Annotated in this window: 16 protein-coding genes; 11 read left to right on the top strand and 5 right to left on the bottom strand. The window is 60.2% G+C overall.

Annotated elements, in window-relative coordinates; genetic code table 11:
* The first annotated feature begins 57 nt into the window (after nucleotides 1-57).
* The 5 genes from CAF73_RS00665 (at nucleotide 58) to CAF73_RS00645 (ending at nucleotide 5417) form a co-directional block, all read left to right on the top strand.
* Nucleotides 58-966 carry a carbohydrate ABC transporter permease gene (locus CAF73_RS00665; protein ID WP_085697145.1) on the top strand — a complete coding sequence of 303 codons (909 nt, stop codon included), beginning with the start codon at nucleotides 58-60 and terminating at the stop codon, nucleotides 964-966.
* The gene (locus CAF73_RS00660) at nucleotides 959-1804 is read left to right on the top strand and encodes a carbohydrate ABC transporter permease (RefSeq protein ID WP_007951164.1); all 846 of its coding nucleotides are present in this window, start codon (nucleotides 959-961) and stop codon (nucleotides 1802-1804) included. Before CAF73_RS00665 ends, CAF73_RS00660 begins: the two co-directional genes overlap by 8 nt.
* Before the next feature lie 2 nt (nucleotides 1805-1806).
* The gene (locus CAF73_RS00655) at nucleotides 1807-2967 is read left to right on the top strand and encodes an ABC transporter ATP-binding protein (protein ID WP_085701635.1); all 1161 of its coding nucleotides are present in this window, start codon (nucleotides 1807-1809) and stop codon (nucleotides 2965-2967) included.
* A gap of 132 nt (nucleotides 2968-3099) precedes the next feature.
* A complete protein-coding gene (locus tag CAF73_RS00650; RefSeq protein ID WP_085697143.1) occupies nucleotides 3100-4446 on the top strand; it encodes a carbohydrate porin in 1347 nt (448 codons plus the stop codon).
* Nucleotides 4447-4562: 116 nt separating this feature from the next.
* Entirely contained in the window at nucleotides 4563-5417 is an 855-nt protein-coding gene (locus tag CAF73_RS00645) for a D-hexose-6-phosphate mutarotase (RefSeq protein ID WP_085697142.1), read from the top strand.
* Between the two features lie 136 nt (nucleotides 5418-5553).
* Here CAF73_RS00645 and CAF73_RS00640 read toward each other — a convergent pair whose 3' ends face one another.
* Nucleotides 5554-6414: a MurR/RpiR family transcriptional regulator gene (locus tag CAF73_RS00640; protein ID WP_169842436.1), complete on the bottom strand. Its 861-nt coding sequence runs from the start codon at nucleotides 6412-6414 to the stop codon at nucleotides 5554-5556.
* A 226-nt stretch (nucleotides 6415-6640) separates the two neighbouring features.
* Here CAF73_RS00640 and zwf point away from each other — a divergent pair, with 226 nt between their 5' ends.
* The 4 genes from zwf to CAF73_RS00620 all read left to right on the top strand — a co-directional run bounded on the left by zwf (nucleotide 6641) and on the right by CAF73_RS00620 (nucleotide 10409).
* A complete protein-coding gene (zwf, locus tag CAF73_RS00635) occupies nucleotides 6641-8107 on the top strand; it encodes a glucose-6-phosphate dehydrogenase (protein ID WP_085697141.1) in 1467 nt (488 codons plus the stop codon).
* Nucleotides 8094-8807 carry a 6-phosphogluconolactonase gene (pgl, locus tag CAF73_RS00630; RefSeq protein ID WP_085701634.1) on the top strand — a complete coding sequence of 238 codons (714 nt, stop codon included), beginning with the start codon at nucleotides 8094-8096 and terminating at the stop codon, nucleotides 8805-8807. The genes zwf and pgl overlap by 14 nt, the downstream gene beginning before the upstream one ends.
* Nucleotides 8808-8824: 17 nt before the next feature.
* On the top strand, nucleotides 8825-9490 hold the full coding sequence (locus CAF73_RS00625; protein ID WP_011335602.1) for a bifunctional 4-hydroxy-2-oxoglutarate aldolase/2-dehydro-3-deoxy-phosphogluconate aldolase: 666 nt from the start codon (nucleotides 8825-8827) through the stop codon (nucleotides 9488-9490).
* A 202-nt stretch (nucleotides 9491-9692) separates the two neighbouring features.
* The gene (locus tag CAF73_RS00620; RefSeq protein ID WP_085697139.1) at nucleotides 9693-10409 is read left to right on the top strand and encodes an intradiol ring-cleavage dioxygenase; all 717 of its coding nucleotides are present in this window, start codon (nucleotides 9693-9695) and stop codon (nucleotides 10407-10409) included.
* Here the strand turns inward: CAF73_RS00620 and CAF73_RS00615 are convergent.
* Nucleotides 10406-11587: an aminotransferase class V-fold PLP-dependent enzyme gene (locus CAF73_RS00615; RefSeq protein WP_085701633.1), complete on the bottom strand. Its 1182-nt coding sequence runs from the start codon at nucleotides 11585-11587 to the stop codon at nucleotides 10406-10408. The genes CAF73_RS00620 and CAF73_RS00615 overlap by 4 nt on opposite strands.
* A 30-nt stretch (nucleotides 11588-11617) precedes the next feature.
* Complete coding sequence (locus CAF73_RS00610) at nucleotides 11618-11854, bottom strand: DUF3820 family protein (RefSeq protein WP_003213031.1); 237 nt, start codon at nucleotides 11852-11854, stop codon at nucleotides 11618-11620.
* 205 nt (nucleotides 11855-12059) lie between these two features.
* Here CAF73_RS00610 and CAF73_RS00605 point away from each other — a divergent pair, with 205 nt between their 5' ends.
* Nucleotides 12060-12536, top strand: a complete 477-nt coding sequence (locus tag CAF73_RS00605; protein WP_085701632.1) for a PA2169 family four-helix-bundle protein — start codon at nucleotides 12060-12062, stop codon at nucleotides 12534-12536.
* A gap of 70 nt (nucleotides 12537-12606) precedes the next feature.
* Here the strand turns inward: CAF73_RS00605 and CAF73_RS00600 are convergent, their stop codons facing one another.
* Nucleotides 12607-13077: a MaoC family dehydratase gene (locus CAF73_RS00600; protein ID WP_085697136.1), complete on the bottom strand. Its 471-nt coding sequence runs from the start codon at nucleotides 13075-13077 to the stop codon at nucleotides 12607-12609.
* A 42-nt stretch (nucleotides 13078-13119) separates the two neighbouring features.
* Nucleotides 13120-14064, bottom strand: a complete 945-nt coding sequence (locus CAF73_RS00595; RefSeq protein WP_085701631.1) for an alpha/beta hydrolase — start codon at nucleotides 14062-14064, stop codon at nucleotides 13120-13122.
* Between the two features lie 258 nt (nucleotides 14065-14322).
* On the opposite strand from CAF73_RS00595, the gene fadD2 reads away from it, so the two are divergent.
* Nucleotides 14323-16011: a long-chain-fatty-acid--CoA ligase FadD2 gene (gene fadD2 / locus CAF73_RS00590; protein WP_085697134.1), complete on the top strand. Its 1689-nt coding sequence runs from the start codon at nucleotides 14323-14325 to the stop codon at nucleotides 16009-16011.
* The last annotated feature ends 342 nt before the right edge of the window (nucleotides 16012-16353 follow it).

Raw genomic sequence — 16353 nt, 5'->3', positions numbered from 1 at the left:
ATCGGCCTCAAGCCTGCAGCTTGCAGCGGTCCTTCATTTTCTTTACTGGATCTTCCCATGAGTTCTGTTGCTGTGTTCAGCAAGGCCTCGCCGTTCGACGCATTGCAGCGCTGGCTACCGAAACTGGTGCTGGCGCCGAGCATGTTCATCGTTCTGGTGGGCTTCTATGGCTATATCCTCTGGACGTTTGTCCTGTCGTTCACCACGTCGACCTTCCTGCCGAACTACAAGTGGGCAGGCCTGGCGCAATACGCGCGGCTGTTCGACAACGACCGCTGGTGGGTAGCGAGCAAGAACCTGGCCGTGTTCGGCGGCATGTTCATCGGCATCACCCTGGTGATCGGCGTGACACTGGCGATTTTCCTCGACCAGAAAATCCGCCGCGAAGGCTTTATCCGCACCATTTACCTGTACCCGATGGCGCTCTCGATGATCGTCACCGGTACTGCGTGGAAATGGCTGCTCAACCCGGGCATGGGCCTGGACAAATTGCTGCGGGACTGGGGCTGGGAAGGCTTCCGTCTCGACTGGCTGATCGACCCGGATCGCGTGGTGTATTGCCTGGTGATTGCGGCGGTCTGGCAAGCTTCGGGCTTCATCATGGCGATGTTCCTCGCCGGTCTGCGTGGCGTTGATCAGTCGATCATTCGTGCCGCCCAGATCGACGGCGCGAGCATGCCGCGCATCTACTGGAAAGTGGTGCTGCCAAGCCTGCGTCCGGTGTTCTTCAGTGCAGTGATGATCCTGGCGCACATCGCGATCAAGAGCTTCGACCTGGTGGCGGCCATGACGGCCGGCGGCCCGGGTTATTCCTCCGATCTGCCGGCGATGTTCATGTACTCGTTCACCTTCAGCCGTGGACAGATGGGCATGGGCTCGGCCAGTGCAATCCTGATGCTCGGCGCGATCCTCGCGATCATCGTGCCTTACCTGTACTCCGAGCTGAGGACCAAGCGTCATGACTAGTCTCGCCTCCAAACCGGCCATCAGCCTGAGCCGCATCGCGATCTACGCGGTGCTGATCCTCGCGGTCCTGCTGTATCTGGTACCGCTGGTGGTCATGCTGCTGACCAGCTTCAAGACCCCGGAAGACATCTCCACCGGCAACCTGCTGAGCTGGCCGACCGTGGTCAGCGGCATCGGCTGGGTGAAAGCCTGGGCCACCGTTGACGGCTACTTCTGGAACTCGATCAAGATCACCGTTCCGGCCGTGATCATCTCCACCGCCATCGGTGCATTGAACGGTTATGTACTGTCGTTCTGGCGCTTCCGAGGTTCGCAGCTGTTCTTCGGTCTGCTGTTGTTCGGCTGCTTCCTGCCGTTCCAGACCGTGCTGCTGCCGGCGTCGTTCACCCTCGGCAAGATGGGCCTGGCAAGCACTACCACGGGCCTTGTGTTCATCCATGTGGTCTACGGCCTGGCGTTCACCACGCTGTTTTTCCGTAACTACTACGTGAGCATTCCGGATGCGCTGATCAAGGCGGCGCGTCTCGATGGCGCGGGGTTCTTCACGATCTTCCGCCAGATCATCCTGCCGATGTCCACCCCGATCATCATGGTCTGCCTGATCTGGCAGTTCACCCAGATCTGGAACGACTTCCTGTTCGGCGTGGTGTTCTCCAGCGGTGATTCGCAACCGATCACGGTGGCGCTGAACAACCTGGTCAACACCAGCACCGGGGCCAAGGAATACAACGTGGATATGGCGGCGGCGATGATCGCCGGGCTGCCGACCCTGCTGGTCTATGTGGTCGCAGGCAAGTATTTCGTGCGCGGGCTGACGGCCGGCGCAGTCAAGGGGTAATCATGGCTACGCTTGAACTTCGCAATGTAAACAAGACCTACGGTACCGGCCTGCCGGACACCCTGAAGAACATCGAACTGTCGATCAAGGACGGTGAATTCCTGATCCTCGTCGGGCCTTCGGGCTGCGGCAAGTCGACCCTGATGAACTGCATCGCCGGCCTGGAAACCATCACCGGCGGCGCGATCATGATCGGTGACCAGGACGTCAGCGGCATGAGCCCGAAAGATCGCGACATCGCGATGGTGTTCCAGTCCTACGCGCTGTACCCGACCATGAGCGTGCGCGAGAACATCGAATTCGGTCTGAAGATCCGCAAGATGCCTCAATCGGCCATCGACGAAGAAGTCGCCCGCGTGGCCAAGCTGTTGCAGATCGAGCACCTGCTCAATCGCAAGCCGGGCCAGCTCTCGGGCGGTCAGCAACAGCGCGTGGCGATGGGCCGCGCCCTGGCGCGTCGCCCGAAGATTTATCTGTTCGACGAGCCGCTGTCCAACCTCGACGCCAAGCTGCGCGTCGAGATGCGCACCGAAATGAAACTGATGCATCAGCGTCTGAAAACCACCACGGTCTACGTGACCCACGACCAGATCGAAGCAATGACGCTGGGCGACAAAGTGGCGGTGATGAAGGACGGGATCATCCAGCAGTTCGGTACGCCGAAGGAGATCTACAACGACCCGGCCAACCTGTTCGTTGCGAGCTTCATCGGTTCGCCGCCGATGAACTTCATCCCGCTGCGCCTGCAACGCAAGGACGGCCGTCTGGTGGCGCTGCTCGACAGCGGCCAGGCCCGTTGCGAGTTGCCGATGGCGATGCAGGACGCCGGTCTCGAAGATCGCGAAGTGATCCTCGGCCTGCGTCCGGAGCAGATCGCTCTGGCGAACGGCGAGGGCAATGGCCTGCCGAGCATCAAGGCTGAAGTGCAGGTCACCGAGCCGACCGGTCCGGACACTCTGGTGTTCGTCAACCTCAACGACACCAAGGTCTGCTGCCGTCTGGCGCCGGACGTGGCGCCGCAGGTGGGCGAAACCCTGACGTTGCAATTCGATCCGTCGAAAGTGCTGCTGTTTGACGCCAAGTCCGGTGAGCGCCTTGGGGTTGCGGGCCTGCCGAAAGCCGAGTCGCACAGCGCAAACGTGGCCCAGTTCAAGGGGCGCTGATCAACAAATGCGGGAGCGGGCTCGCCCGTTTCCGCAGGGAGCACGCGGTGCGTGGCCTGTCGCGCGCCGCATCAGATGTAAACCGCGTTAGATAAGAAGAACAGTTAATAACAATAAAACGAGGATGTAGGGATGAAGAAGAACAACAACGCTCAGCGTATCGGCCAGTTGTCGGCGATTGCGGCAATGATGCTGGCCGGTAGCGTCCACGCGGCTGACGCGTTCAGCTCCGATTCGGAGTGGATGACCGGGGACTGGGGTGGCGAACGTACCAAGCTGATCGAGCAGGGTATCGACATCAAGATGGACTACGTCGGTGAGGTGGGCGGCAACCTGCACGGCGGCTACAACAACGACAAGACGGCGCGTTACTCCGACCAGTTCGGTCTGGGCGTGGCGTTGGACCTGCAAAAACTGTGGGGCTGGGACAACACCCAGGCCAAGATCCAGCTGACCAACCGTAATGGCGAAAACATTTCCAACGACCGTGTTGGCGATCCGCGTGCCGGCACACTCAGTTCCTCGCAGGAAGTCTACGGTCGTGGCCACATGGTGCGTCTGACCCAGTTGTGGATCAAACACCAGTTCTTCGACAACAAACTCGACGTCAAGGCCGGTTACTTCGGCGAAGGCGAAGACTTCAACACCTTCCCGTGCGACTTCCAGAACCTGGCGTTCTGCGGTTCGCAAGTGGGCAACTGGGCGACCAACATCTGGTACAACTGGCCGGTCAGCCAGGCGGCCATTCGCGTCAAGTACAACATCAACGACGAGCTGTATGCGCAGATCGGTGCGTACAACCAGAACCCGTCGCAACTGGAACACGGCAACGGCTTCAAGCTGAGCGGCAGCGGTACCAAAGGCACCGTGTTGCCAGTGGAACTGGTCTGGTCGCCTAACCCGAGCGGCCTGCCGGGCGAATACCGTGTCGGTTACTACAAGAGCACGGCCGATGCCGACGACGTTCGCGAAGACGTCAACGGTTTCGACGCGGCGACCACCGGTGATGCCTACCGCACCCACAGCAGCAAGCACGGTTACTGGTTCGTTGCGCAACAGCAACTCACCAGCCACAACGGTGACAAGAGCCGTGGCCTGAGCATCGCTGCCAACGCCACGTTCCACGACAAGGACACCAACTTCATCGACAACTACCAGTCCGTGATGTTTGTGTACAAAGGTCCGTTCGACGCGCGTCCGAAAGATGACTTCGGTATCGGTGCGGCACGAATTCATGTCAACGATGACGTGAAGAAGAACGCTGAACTGCTGAACGTCTCCAACGGTGTTTCGGACTACGACAATCCGGTGTTCTCGCCGATTCGTGAAACCGAATACAACTACGAGATCAACTACGGCTTCCACGTCACCAACTGGCTGACCGTACGCCCGAACCTGCAATACATCACTCATCCGGGCGGTGTGGATGAAGTGGATAACGCTTTGGTCGCTGGCCTGAAAATTCAGTCTACGTTCTGACGCGTCTGCGATAAGCTCCTCTCTATGTGCGCATATTTGCGGACGGCCAAGGCTGTCCGCTTTTTTTTGGAAAGGGGTGTCGCAGCCCATGAAAGTTGAATCTGGAACCGTGGCCCATGCATGAGCATCCGCTGCAACGCTTCTTCAAATCCCTGCGCGAACGACCGGTGTTCGCCTGGGAGCGCTATCAGATGCGCGATGTGCTGGTGATCGATCATCCACTGTGTCAGGCGGTGTTCAGTCGTCAGGGCGCGCAATTGCTGCATTTTCAGCCGCGAGGTCAGAAACCGTGGTTGTGGTGCGCGGCGAAGTGGCCGCATGTCGGCGCGATTCGCGGCGGCGTGCCGGTGTGCTGGCCGTGGTATGGCCGTCACCCGAGCGAAAACGCGTGGCCGTCCCATGGCTGGGCGAGACTGCTGGACTGGAAACTGCTCGACAGCAGCAGCGCCGATGACGGCGTGCGCCTGCACTGGCAATTGCAACTGTGCGACTGGCAGGTGGACCTGCACGCGCACCTGGGCGAACGCATGGAATTGCGCCTGAGCACCGAGCATCAGGACGACATGCCGTGCCAGTTGAGCCAGGCTTTGCACGCTTACTGGCGTATTGGCGATGTGAGTGAGATAGCGCTGTCTGGGCTCGAAGGCGCGCAGGGTTATGATCAGTTGAACCGTGAGGTCTGCCAGCAGGAGGGCGAGTTGCGGGTCGATGGTGGCTGTCAGCGAGTGTTCCAGCACGACGGCGAATTGCAGCTCAAGGATCACGCCTGGCAACGCGAATTGTGCATCGATACCGGTGACAGCGCGGACACCGTGGTGTGGCATCCGGGAGCACGGCCGTTGCTGGGCGTGAGCTGGGACGAGATCTCGGAGTTTGTCTGTGTCGAAGCGGCGGCGGGGGGCACCGACAGCCTGCATCTGGCGCCGGGGGAGAAGGCGCATTTGAGTTTGCAGGCTTGGGCTGGCGCCTAGCGATGATCGTTCCGACGCAGAGCGCTGATCGTTCCCACGCTCCGCGTGGGAATGCAGCCCGTGACGCTCCGCGTTACTGGACGCAGAGCGTCCCTTGAGGCATTCCCACGCAGAGCGTGGGAACGATCAGCGCGAACTAGTTGAACTCGTCACCCACCGGATACCGGCTCGCGTTCAGGCTCTCTTTGATCTTGCGCAGATGCGGCTGGAAATCCACCCCGCGACGCAACGTCATTCCCGTCGCCAGCACATCCAGCACCGTCAACTGAATGATCCGCGAAGTCATCGGCATATAGATGTCGGTGTCTTCCGGCAACGGAATGTTCAGGCTCAGCGTACTGGCCTTGGCCAGCGGCGAGTTTTCTGCCGTCAGGCCCAGCACCGACGCGCCGTTCTCCCGGGCGATGCGCGCCACTTCCACCAGCTCGCGGGTGCGCCCGGTGTAGGAGATGATCACGAACAGCTCGCCGGTGTGCGCCACCGAAGCAATCATGCGTTGCATCAGCACATCGGCGTGGGCGGTCACCGCCAGGTTGAAGCGGAAGAACTTGTGCTGCGCATCCAAAGCCACCGGAGCCGAAGCTCCGAGGCCGAAGAAGTGGATCTGCCGTGCCTGGATCAACAGGTCGACGGCGCGGCTGATCAGGTTCGGGTCCAATGCCTGACAGGCGCTGTCCAGCGAGGCGATGGCGCTGCCGAAAATCTTCTGCGTGTAGGCCTCGGGATTGTCGTCGGCTTCTACTGCGCGGCTGACATAGGCCGCGCCGCTGGCCAGGCTCTGGGCCAGTTGCAACTTGAGTTCGGGGTAGCCGCTGACGCCGAACGAACGGCAGAAACGGTTGACCGTCGGTTCACTGACCGACGCTGCCTGGGCGAGGGCGGCGATGCTGAAGCGGGTGGCCTGCTGTGGGTTGAGCAGGATCACTTCGGCGACTTTGCGTTCGGCCTTGTTCAGCTCTTCAAGGCGACTCTGGATCTGTTCCAGTAAATTTCGCACGCGGTCCATAAGAATTCCTAGATTCACCGGCGCCGATAAGCGCGCGGCTATGCAAATTGGGCCTTTGATGTGGCCCGTGACGGTGGCCTATCCTACTGATGGCTCCGACCGACCACCACTCGGAATCTGTATTTTGCGAAAATGTTGTGGTTATTACTACATTTTCCCTTGAGTGATGCCTTGAAAAAAGGTATTTGTAGCTTAACTTGATAAAAGAACAAACATCATGCCTTCGATTACGGTTGAACCGTGCACCTTCGCCTTGTTCGGCGCCTTGGGCGATCTGGCCCTGCGCAAGCTGTTTCCTGCCCTTTATCACCTTGACGGCGCCGGCCTGCTGCACGAGGACACGCGCATTATCGCACTGGCCCGTGAGGCGGGTACCGAGCAGCAGCACCTGGCGTTCATCGCCGCCGAGCTGCGCCGTTATGTGGGCAAAGAGCTGGACGAGGCCGTGGCCGAGCGCTTTCTGGCGCGCCTGACCTACCTGCACGTCGACTTCCTCAAGGCTGAAGATTACGTGGCGCTGGCAGAATTGGCCGGCAACACACAACGCATGATTGCCTACTTCGCCACTCCGGCGGCGGTGTATGGCGCGATCTGCGAGAACCTCGCGAATGTCGGTCTGGCAGAAAACACCCGCGTGGTACTGGAAAAACCGATCGGTTCGGACCTGGAATCCTCGCGCAAGGTCAACGACGCCGTGGCGCAATTCTTCCCGGAGAACCGCACCTACCGCATCGACCACTACCTGGGCAAAGAGACCGTCCAGAACCTGATCGCCCTGCGTTTCGCCAACAGCCTGTTCGAAACTCAGTGGAACCAGAACTACATCTCCCACGTGGAAATCACCGTGGCCGAGAAGGTCGGTATCGAAGGCCGCTGGGGCTACTTCGACAAGGCCGGTCAGCTGCGGGACATGATTCAGAACCACCTGCTGCAACTGCTCTGCCTGATCGCCATGGATCCGCCGGCCGACCTGTCCGCCGACAGCATCCGCGACGAAAAGGTCAAGGTGCTCAAGGCCCTGGCGCCGATCAGTCCGGAAGGACTGACCACCCAAGTGGTGCGCGGCCAGTACATCGCCGGGCACAGCGAGGGCAAGTCCGTGCCGGGCTACCTCGAAGAACCGAATTCCAACGCCCAGAGCGACACTGAAACCTTCGTCGCCCTGCGTGCCGACATCCGCAACTGGCGCTGGGCCGGCGTGCCGTTCTACCTGCGTACCGGCAAGCGCATGCCGCAGAAACTGTCGCAGATCGTCATCCACTTCAAGGAACCGTCGCACTATATCTTTGCCCCCGAGCAGCGCCTGCAGATCAGCAACAAACTGATCATCCGCCTGCAGCCGGACGAAGGCATTTCCTTGCGCGTGATGACCAAGGAGCAAGGCCTGGACAAGGGCATGCAACTGCGCAGCGGCCCGCTGCAACTGAATTTTTCCGACACCTGGCGCAGCGCTCGGATCCCCGATGCCTACGAGCGGTTGTTGCTGGAAGTGATGAACGGCAATCAGAACCTGTTTGTCCGTAAAGATGAAATTGAAGCCGCGTGGAAATGGTGTGACCAGCTGATCGCCGGGTGGAAAAAATCCGGTGACGCGCCCAAGCCGTATGCGGCCGGGTCGTGGGGGCCGATGAGCTCTATTGCATTGATCACGCGGGACGGGAGGTCGTGGTATGGCGATATCTGATGTGAAACTGCCCGAGGGCGTGAATGCCCGTGAATTCAAGAGCCCGGTGTTGCTCGCCGAAGGTTTGGCGCTGAACGTCGCCAAACAGTTGAGCGAAGCACTGGCAGCGCGCGGCAACGCTGTGCTGGTGGTGTCCGGCGGTCGTAGCCCGGTGGCGTTTTTCCAGCACCTGGCCAAGCAGGAACTGGACTGGTCGAAGGTCGTCGTGACCCTCGCTGACGAACGCTGGGTACCGGTCGAACATGCCGACAGCAACGCCGGTCTGCTCAAGCAGTATCTGCTCAAGGGCCCGGCGGCAAAGGCGCAGTTCCTCAGCCTTTACAGCGCGGCGGCCAACGTCGAGCAGGCTGCGGAGCAGGCCGATCGTTTGCTCGCCGAGTTGCCGCCCATCGACGTGCTGGTGCTGGGCATGGGCGATGACGGTCACACCGCGTCGCTGTTCCCGGACAGCCCGAACCTGGCTGAAGCCCTGCAAGCTGACGGCACTCGCCGCTGCTGGCCGATGCTCGCGCCAAGCGTGCCGCGTCAGCGCCTGACCATGAGCCGGGCGCTGCTGGCTTCGGCGAAGCACAAGATTCTGTCGATTTCCGGTCAGTCGAAACTGACCACCCTGAATGCCGCAGTGGCATCCAACGACGTCGCCGCCATGCCGGTTCGCGCGTTTCTGCAACCTACGTTAGAGATTTACTGGTGCCCATGAGCCAAGGAACAGCCGCTATGACAACCCCATCCCCGACCGTTTCCATGGCGGACAAAGTTGCCCTGATCGACAGCCTCTGCGCCAAGGCGCGGATTCTGCCGGTGATCACTATCGCCCGTGAACAGGACGTGCTGCCGCTGGCCGACGCCCTGGCTGCCGGTGGTCTGACCGCGCTGGAAGTGACCCTGCGTTCGCAGTTCGGCCTCAAGGCGATCCAGATCCTGCGCGAGCAGCGCCCGGAACTGGTGACCGGTGCCGGCACCGTGCTCGACCGTAACATGCTGGCTGCGGCCGAAGCCGCCGGTTCGCAATTCATCGTCACCCCGGGGATCACTCGTGATCTGCTGGAAGCCAGCGTCGAAAGCCCGATCCCGCTGCTGCCGGGCATCAGCAATGCCTCCGGCATCATGGAAGGCTATGGCCTGGGTTATCGCCGCTTCAAGCTGTTCCCGGCTGAAGTCAGCGGCGGCGTGGCGGCAATCAAGGCCCTTGGCGGCCCGTTCGGCGAAGTGAAATTCTGCCCGACCGGCGGCGTCGGCCCTGCCAACATCAAAAGCTACATGGCGCTGAAAAACGTCATGTGCGTGGGCGGTAGCTGGATGCTTGATCCTGAGTGGATCAAGAACGGCGACTGGGCCCGCATTCAGGAATGCACTGCCGAGGCGTTGGCGCTGCTGGACTGATTGGTTCAACCCTACACTTCGTTGTGTGTTCTACGGCTTTACGGTGCGCTTGGTCGGTGCACCGTTTTTTTTTGCCCGCGAAAAACTTCGTTATCTGGAGATACGTTATCTGGGGATACGTTATCTGGAGATACATAGTTACCGCACCTGGCTTCGCGTGTGGCGTTAACCTGCGTTCATCTTATGGAAGAGAGAGCGCGTCATGGATAACCAGCTTTCAGCACCCCCGGTATATCAACTGGCCCCCGAGCAAGTCGCCGGGCCGTATTTTCGCAATCCCAAACTGTTGCGCCGCAACATCAGCGAAGGTGCCGAAGGCCTGCCGCTGCTGCTGCGCCTGACCATCGTCGACGCCATGACTGCCGAGCCGGTCAGCGGTGCGCTGGTGGATATCTGGCATTGCAACGCACGCGGCGCCTATTCCGGCTGGAGTCGGGTGAACCCGGATCTGGAAGTCGACGTCGAGGACATCGGCTCGATTCCGCGAACCGACGACGACACCTATCTGCGCGGCGGCCAGTTCAGCGACCACAAGGGCAGGGTGCGCTTCACCACGATCTATCCGGGGTTCTACGCCGGCCGTGCCCTGCATATTCATGTGGCGGTGCGCATCGTCGCCGGCACCGAATACCTGGAGGAGCGCAATGTGGCCTGGGTCGGGCAGTTGTATTTTCCGGAGGTGGTTTCCCGTGGCGTGCTCAATGCCAAGGCCTATCGCGGGCGCAGCTCGCTGCCGGTGTGCAACGCAGACGATCCCTACTTCGCCAACATGGGCGGTGAAGAGTCGACCCTGACGGTGTGGCCGATCGGTCGCGAGTCACACGAGGACGGTTACTTCGGCCACCTCACGATCGGCATCGACACCTTTGCGGTGTCGTCGCAGATCAAGCCCGAGGATTTCGACAAGTACACGGTTTAACGCAGCTCATTCAGCGCCAGAATCAGCGACTGAATCTCCGCCGCCGTCGTGGTCAGCGACGGCGTGATACGGATGCACGGTCCGCAGGCTGCGCCGTTGCGCACGACAGTGAACAGGTTGTAGTCGTTGAGCAGGCGTTCGACCATCGCCTGCTGGTCGGTATGGCGAGTAAAACGCATCGAGGTGATGCCGCAATACAGGCGCGGATCGTCCGGGGTCGTGACTTCGATGCCTGGCAGGTTGCGCACGGCGCTGACCCACAGGTTGCGCAGGTAATTCATCCGTGCACCTTTGGCCGCCGCGCCACCCAGTGAGCGGTGCTCCTCGAACACCAGAGGCAGGGTCATCAGTGCCGGAATGTTCGGCGTGCTGTGGGGCGTGCGTGAGCGGATATCGCCAGCCGGAAAATGCATCTCGCCCATGTCCGGGTCGATGTCGGCCAGGCGCTGCGGTGCGATGTAAATAAAACCGAGGGTCAGCGGCGAGCCGATCCACTTGTGCAGGTTGTACCCGGCAAAGGCGATGCCCAGCGCTTCAAGATTGAACTCGATCTGGCCAAGGGCATGGGCGCCATCGAGGATGATATCGACGCCGTACTCCCTGGCCAGCGAGGCAATGGCCTGCACCGGCATCACCAGCCCGGTACGGTGGGTGACGTGGGTCAGGGCCATCAGCTTGAGCTTTGGATGGCGGATAAAGGCTTCGCGGTACGTGGCCAGCAGGCTGTCGAAGGTGGCGGGGTGGGCGTGCTCGATTTCGATCACCTCGACTCCGCGATACTGCGCCAGCCAGCGCATGGCGCCCTTGACCGTGTCGTACTCCAGATCGCAGATCAACACCTGGTCGCCTGGCTGCAGGCGATTGTAGTTGCGGATCAGCGATTGCAGGCCGGCAGTGGCGTTGTGGGTGAACGCCACGCTTTGCGCGCGCACGCCGATCAACTCGGCCAGTTGCGCGCGGATGTCGAAACTGTCGTGCTGTTCGAAACGCTGGCGCACGTAGATCGAGTTGCTGTTGTTGATCAGCTCGATGTTGCGCTGGTACTCCTCGACCACGGTGCGCGACATGCGCCCGAAATAGCCGTTCTCCAGATTCACGGGGCCAGGGTGGCGGTCGTAACGGTCGGCGAAGGTTTGCCAGAAAGCTTCGTCTCGGGCGCGGCGGGTGTTATCGGGCATGGTCGACTCGACTCGGATCAGGGTGACGCCTCAGTGGCGCGGGGCGGGTTTGCCGTGTTTGGCGCGCAGCGGTTCGAGCAGTTCCGACAGGCCGTTGTGGTCGATTTCCTGCATCAACGCCAACAGCCCGCCCAGTTCGCCATGGGGAAATCCTTCCCGGGCAAACCAGTTCAGGTAAGGGCCCGGCAGGTCGGCAATGATCCGGCCCTTGTACTTGCCGAAGGGCATTTCGCGGGTGATCAGCAGTTCGAGCTTTTCAGGGTTCATCGTTGGAGTCGTCTGGCTTTGAAAACACTTTGGAAAATACAGGCATTCTGCATGCAGGCCAAATGACAGATCATGCAAATAACAGGCATACAGATTTTTGCTGTATCTATAACTTATTGAAAAATAACGATTAAATTCTTTAATAGAATCTGGCACGGCTGCTGCAACACTCCTTGCATCTTTAACCCACGCAAGGAATTGAAAAATGACTGACATGAATAAAGAAGCCATCTCCGTCCTCAACGACCTGATCGAAACCAGCAAGGACGGTCAGGAAGGGTTCAAGACCTGCGCTGAAGACATCAAGCATCCAGAGCTGAAAACCCTGTTCGTGAAACGCTCCGCCGATTGCGCAACGGCTGCGGCCGAGCTGCAAGCCGCCGTGCGTTCGATGGGTGGCGATCCGGAAACCTCGACCAGCGTGAGCGGTGACTTGCACCGTCGTTGGGTCGACGTCAAAGCGATGTTCACCGGCAAGGATGAAGAAGCGGTGCTCAACGAAGCCGAGCGCGGTGAAGACCACGCCCTGAAGGCTTATCGTGAAGCGATCGATAAGCTTACCAAGATTAAAGATCACGGCCTGGCAAAAATTTTTGACCTGGTCGAAAAGCAGTACCACGGTGTGCAACGCAATCACGATCAGGTGAAAGTGTTGCGTGACCAGGCCCGCGCACGCTCGTAAGCGTTCGAGGCCAACAAAAAACGCCAGCGGGTCTGGCGTTTTTTTTGTGTCCGGATCAAACCGAGGATGATCAGCCGATGCTGATAGCCGGCAACGTCGGCAGGGTAACGGTCTGTTGTTTGCGCGGCGCCAGAATTTCGGCCTCGCCGTCCACCACCAGCTCATCGCGCTGGTTGAACACGCGAGTGGCAATGCGCACGCGGAATTTCGGCAGTTTCTCGAGGATTTCCAGACGCACGGTCAGGGTGTCGCCGATCTTCACCGGCTTCTGGAAGCTCATCTGCTGGCCGATATAAATGGTCCCCGGCCCAGGCAGCTCGCAAGCGACTGCGGCACTGATCAGTGCGCCGCTGAACATGCCATGGGCGATGCGCTCCTTGAACATGCTGGCGGCGGCGAACTCGGCGTCCAGGTGCACCGGGTTGTGGTCACCGGACATCGCGGCGAACAGCTGAATGTCGCGTTCCTCGACGGTCTTGCTGTAGGTCGCGGTCTGGCCCACTTCGAGGGCTTCGTAAGGGATATTGGTAACCTGGGTCATGGGGCTGAATTCCTGTGACGGATGAAATGAATCCACAAAAAATTATTCGCTGCGGTGCGGCCGGCGATGGCTCAGTGCCTGGTCGATCCAGGTCAGCACATCGGCGGTCACTTCCTCGCGGTTGCTCTCGTTGAACAATTCGTGCCGCGCCTGCGGGTAGATCTTGAGTTGCAGGTTCTGGCTGCCGGCCGCGCGCAAGGCGTTGGCCAGATCAGTCAGACGCTTGCCTTCGCTCACCGGATCACATTTGCCGCCGATTACCAGCAGCGGCAGGCCCGGATCGATTTGGGCGAGATTGGACGCTTTGCTGATTTGCTGCAACCCGCCGAGCAGGTCGATCCACAACTGATTGGTGCAACGAAAGCCGCACAGCGGATCGGTGGCGTACTTGTCGACCTCGGCCGGATCGCGGCTGAGCCAGTCGAAAGGCGTGCGTGCCGGTTTGAATGCCTTGTTGAACGAGCCGAACGAAAGCCATTCGATCAACGCGCTGCGGCCCTTGGGGCCCTGGCGCAGTTTTTCGAACCGGGCGATCTGTCGGGCCGCGCGGTACAGCGCGACCGGCTGGAAATTCGATCCGCTGAGAATTGCGCCGTGCAGGCTGGCGCTGTGATGCAGCAGATACGCTTGGGCAATGTAGCTGCCCATGCTGTGCCCGAGCAGCACGATCGGCACCCCCGGATGACGCTGGCCGAGGAACTGGTTGAGGCTGGCGATATCGCCAACCACCTTGCACCAGCCATCATCATCGGCGAAATGCCCCAGCGTCCCATGATCGGCGGTTTTGCCATGGCCACGCTGATCGGGTGCATACACACCGTAGCCCTCGGCACAGAAGGCCTCTGCCAGGCGTGCGTAGCGGCCACTGTGTTCCGCCATGCCGTGGGCCAGCAGAATCAGCGCTTTCAGCGGCGTGTTCGGCAGCCACAGGTTGACGTAGAGGCGGCTGCGGTCACTCGCGTCCAGCCAGAAGGTGTCGTGGATCATGGCGATTCCTTTTGCGGCCTGATATTGCTGAATATTGCTGATGCGTCTTGCAGAGATTGCATTGTATAGCGCGTCCGATCAGCTCTCGCCACGGCAGGAAGATTCACACGATCAATGACGACCTTGCCCATATTTGCCTGAATGACCATAGCTGCTAGTGTCCGTGAAGCCCCGCTTTTTGCTCTCGGCTTTTTCAGGGACAGACAAAAATGACAGCGAAGCGGCCCCGGATCGGCTCAGGTAAAGAGGACAAGAACAATGCAACCTGATTTCTGGAATGACAAACGCCCGGCGGGCGTACCCCTGGACATCGACGCGGGTGAATTCAAGTCGGTGATCGAGGTGTTTGAGCGTTCCTGCAAGAAATTCGCTGATCGCCCGGCGTTCAGCAACATGGGCGTGACCCTGACCTACGCCGAGCTGGAGCGCCAGAGCGCCGCGTTCGCCGGTTATCTGCAAACCCACACCGATCTGGCACCGGGGGATCGCATCGCGGTGCAGATGCCCAACGTCCTGCATTATCCGATTGCCGTGTTCGGCGCGTTGCGCGCCGGGCTGATCGTGGTCAACACCAACCCGCTGTACACCGCGCGCGAGATGCGTCATCAGTTCAAGGACTCCGGCGCCCGGGCGCTGGTGTACCTGAACATGTTCGGCCAGAAAGTCCAGGAAGTGCTGCCGGACACCGACATTCAATATCTGATCGAAGCGAAGATGGGCGACCTGATGCCCACCGCCAAGGGCTGGCTGGTCAACACCGTGGTCAGCAAAGTGAAGAAAATGGTCCCGGCGTATTCGCTGCCCCAGGCGATTTCCTTCAAGAGCGCGTTGCGCATGGGCCGGGGCCTGGGCATCAAGCCGCTGAAGGTCGGTCTGGATGACATCGCCGTGCTGCAATACACCGGCGGCACCACCGGCCTGGCCAAGGGCGCGATGCTGACCCACGGCAATCTGGTGGCGAACATGCAGCAGGTGCGCGCCTGTCTCGGTCAGTTCGGCAGCGATGGCCAGCCGCTGTTGCGCGAAGGGCAGGAGGTGATGATCGCGCCGCTGCCGCTGTACCACATCTATGCGTTCACCGCGAATTGCATGTGCATGATGGTGTCGGGCAACCACAACGTACTGATCACCAACCCGCGTGACATCGGCGGCTTCATCAAGGAGCTGAAGAACTGGAAGTTCTCGGCGCTGCTGGGGCTCAACACACTGTTCGTTGCGTTGATGGATCATCCGGACTTCAAGACCCTGGATTTCTCCACGCTCAAGCTCACCAACTCCGGCGGCACCGCGCTGGTCAAGGCCACCGCCGAACGTTGGGAGAAGATCACCGGTTGCCGCATCACCGAAGGCTACGGCCTGACCGAAACCTCGCCGGTAGCCTGTACCAACCCGTACGGCGAGCTGTCTCGGATCGGCACGGTCGGCCTGCCAGTGCCGGGCACCCGGTTGAAAGTCATCAATGACGACGGCGTCGAACAGCCATTGGGCGAGCGCGGCGAACTCTGCATCAAGGGCCCGCAGATCATGAAGGGCTACTGGCAGAAACCCGAGGCTACCGCCGAGGTGCTGGACGCGGAGGGCTGGTTCAAGTCCGGCGACATCGCGGTGATCGATCCGGACGGGTTCGTGCGCATCGTCGACCGCAAGAAAGACATGATCATCGTCTCCGGTTTCAACGTGTACCCAAACGAGATCGAAGACGTGGTGATGGCTCACCCGAAAGTCGCCAACTGCGCAGTGATCGGCGTACCGGACGAACGCTCCGGGGAGGCGGTGAAGCTGTTCGTGGTGGCGCGGGAAACCGGCGTGAGCCTGGAAGAGCTGAAGGCCTACTGCAAAGAGAATTTCACGGCGTACAAGGTGCCGAAACACATCGTGCTGCGTGAGTCGTTGCCGATGACGCCTGTCGGGAAAATTCTGCGGCGGGAGTTGCGCGATATCGCCTGATCGATGACGCGCACCGTTGAAACTGAAAGATCGCAGCCTCTGGCGGCTTCCTCAAGCTGCTGCAGGCTGCGATCTTTTGCTTTTTATCCCCGACGTTGTCCCCTAAAACAGGGACTTTCAAGGGGTTATAGGATTTTTGCTCTAAAATGACTGCCAGTAGTTCTTGAGTCATGAAAATGACTGTAGGGGCCGCTTTTGGCTCTAGTCGACCCTTGGCAAAGCTGCTACTCTCGGCGCGCTTTGTGACTTCTCGGCCTTGTAAAAAGCCAGACTCACCAATAAACAAACACCAATAATAATCGCATCAAATGCGGTGCTGAATTCGCGTTGCTGAGGAGTGGG

Source organism: Pseudomonas sp. B15(2017) (assembly GCF_002113215.1).
Lineage (GTDB): Bacteria > Pseudomonadota > Gammaproteobacteria > Pseudomonadales > Pseudomonadaceae > Aquipseudomonas.
This window is presented reverse-complemented; position numbering and strand designations above follow the sequence as displayed.

Coding starts and splice junctions, on each gene's coding strand:
- CAF73_RS00665 (WP_085697145.1), top strand. CDS start 58: ATGAGTTCTGTTGCTGTGTTCAGCAAGGCCTCGCCGTTCGACGCATTG.
- CAF73_RS00600 (WP_085697136.1), bottom strand. CDS start 13,077: ATGACCCAGGTTACCAATATCCCTTACGAAGCCCTCGAAGTGGGCCAG.
- zwf (WP_085697141.1), top strand. CDS start 6,641: ATGCCTTCGATTACGGTTGAACCGTGCACCTTCGCCTTGTTCGGCGCC.
- CAF73_RS00660 (WP_007951164.1), top strand. CDS start 959: ATGACTAGTCTCGCCTCCAAACCGGCCATCAGCCTGAGCCGCATCGCG.
- CAF73_RS00625 (WP_011335602.1), top strand. CDS start 8,825: ATGACAACCCCATCCCCGACCGTTTCCATGGCGGACAAAGTTGCCCTG.
- CAF73_RS00620 (WP_085697139.1), top strand. CDS start 9,693: ATGGATAACCAGCTTTCAGCACCCCCGGTATATCAACTGGCCCCCGAG.
- CAF73_RS00595 (WP_085701631.1), bottom strand. CDS start 14,064: ATGATCCACGACACCTTCTGGCTGGACGCGAGTGACCGCAGCCGCCTC.
- CAF73_RS00650 (WP_085697143.1), top strand. CDS start 3,100: ATGAAGAAGAACAACAACGCTCAGCGTATCGGCCAGTTGTCGGCGATT.
- pgl (WP_085701634.1), top strand. CDS start 8,094: ATGGCGATATCTGATGTGAAACTGCCCGAGGGCGTGAATGCCCGTGAA.
- fadD2 (WP_085697134.1), top strand. CDS start 14,323: ATGCAACCTGATTTCTGGAATGACAAACGCCCGGCGGGCGTACCCCTG.
- CAF73_RS00610 (WP_003213031.1), bottom strand. CDS start 11,854: ATGAACCCTGAAAAGCTCGAACTGCTGATCACCCGCGAAATGCCCTTC.
- CAF73_RS00645 (WP_085697142.1), top strand. CDS start 4,563: ATGCATGAGCATCCGCTGCAACGCTTCTTCAAATCCCTGCGCGAACGA.
- CAF73_RS00615 (WP_085701633.1), bottom strand. CDS start 11,587: ATGCCCGATAACACCCGCCGCGCCCGAGACGAAGCTTTCTGGCAAACC.
- CAF73_RS00655 (WP_085701635.1), top strand. CDS start 1,807: ATGGCTACGCTTGAACTTCGCAATGTAAACAAGACCTACGGTACCGGC.
- CAF73_RS00605 (WP_085701632.1), top strand. CDS start 12,060: ATGACTGACATGAATAAAGAAGCCATCTCCGTCCTCAACGACCTGATC.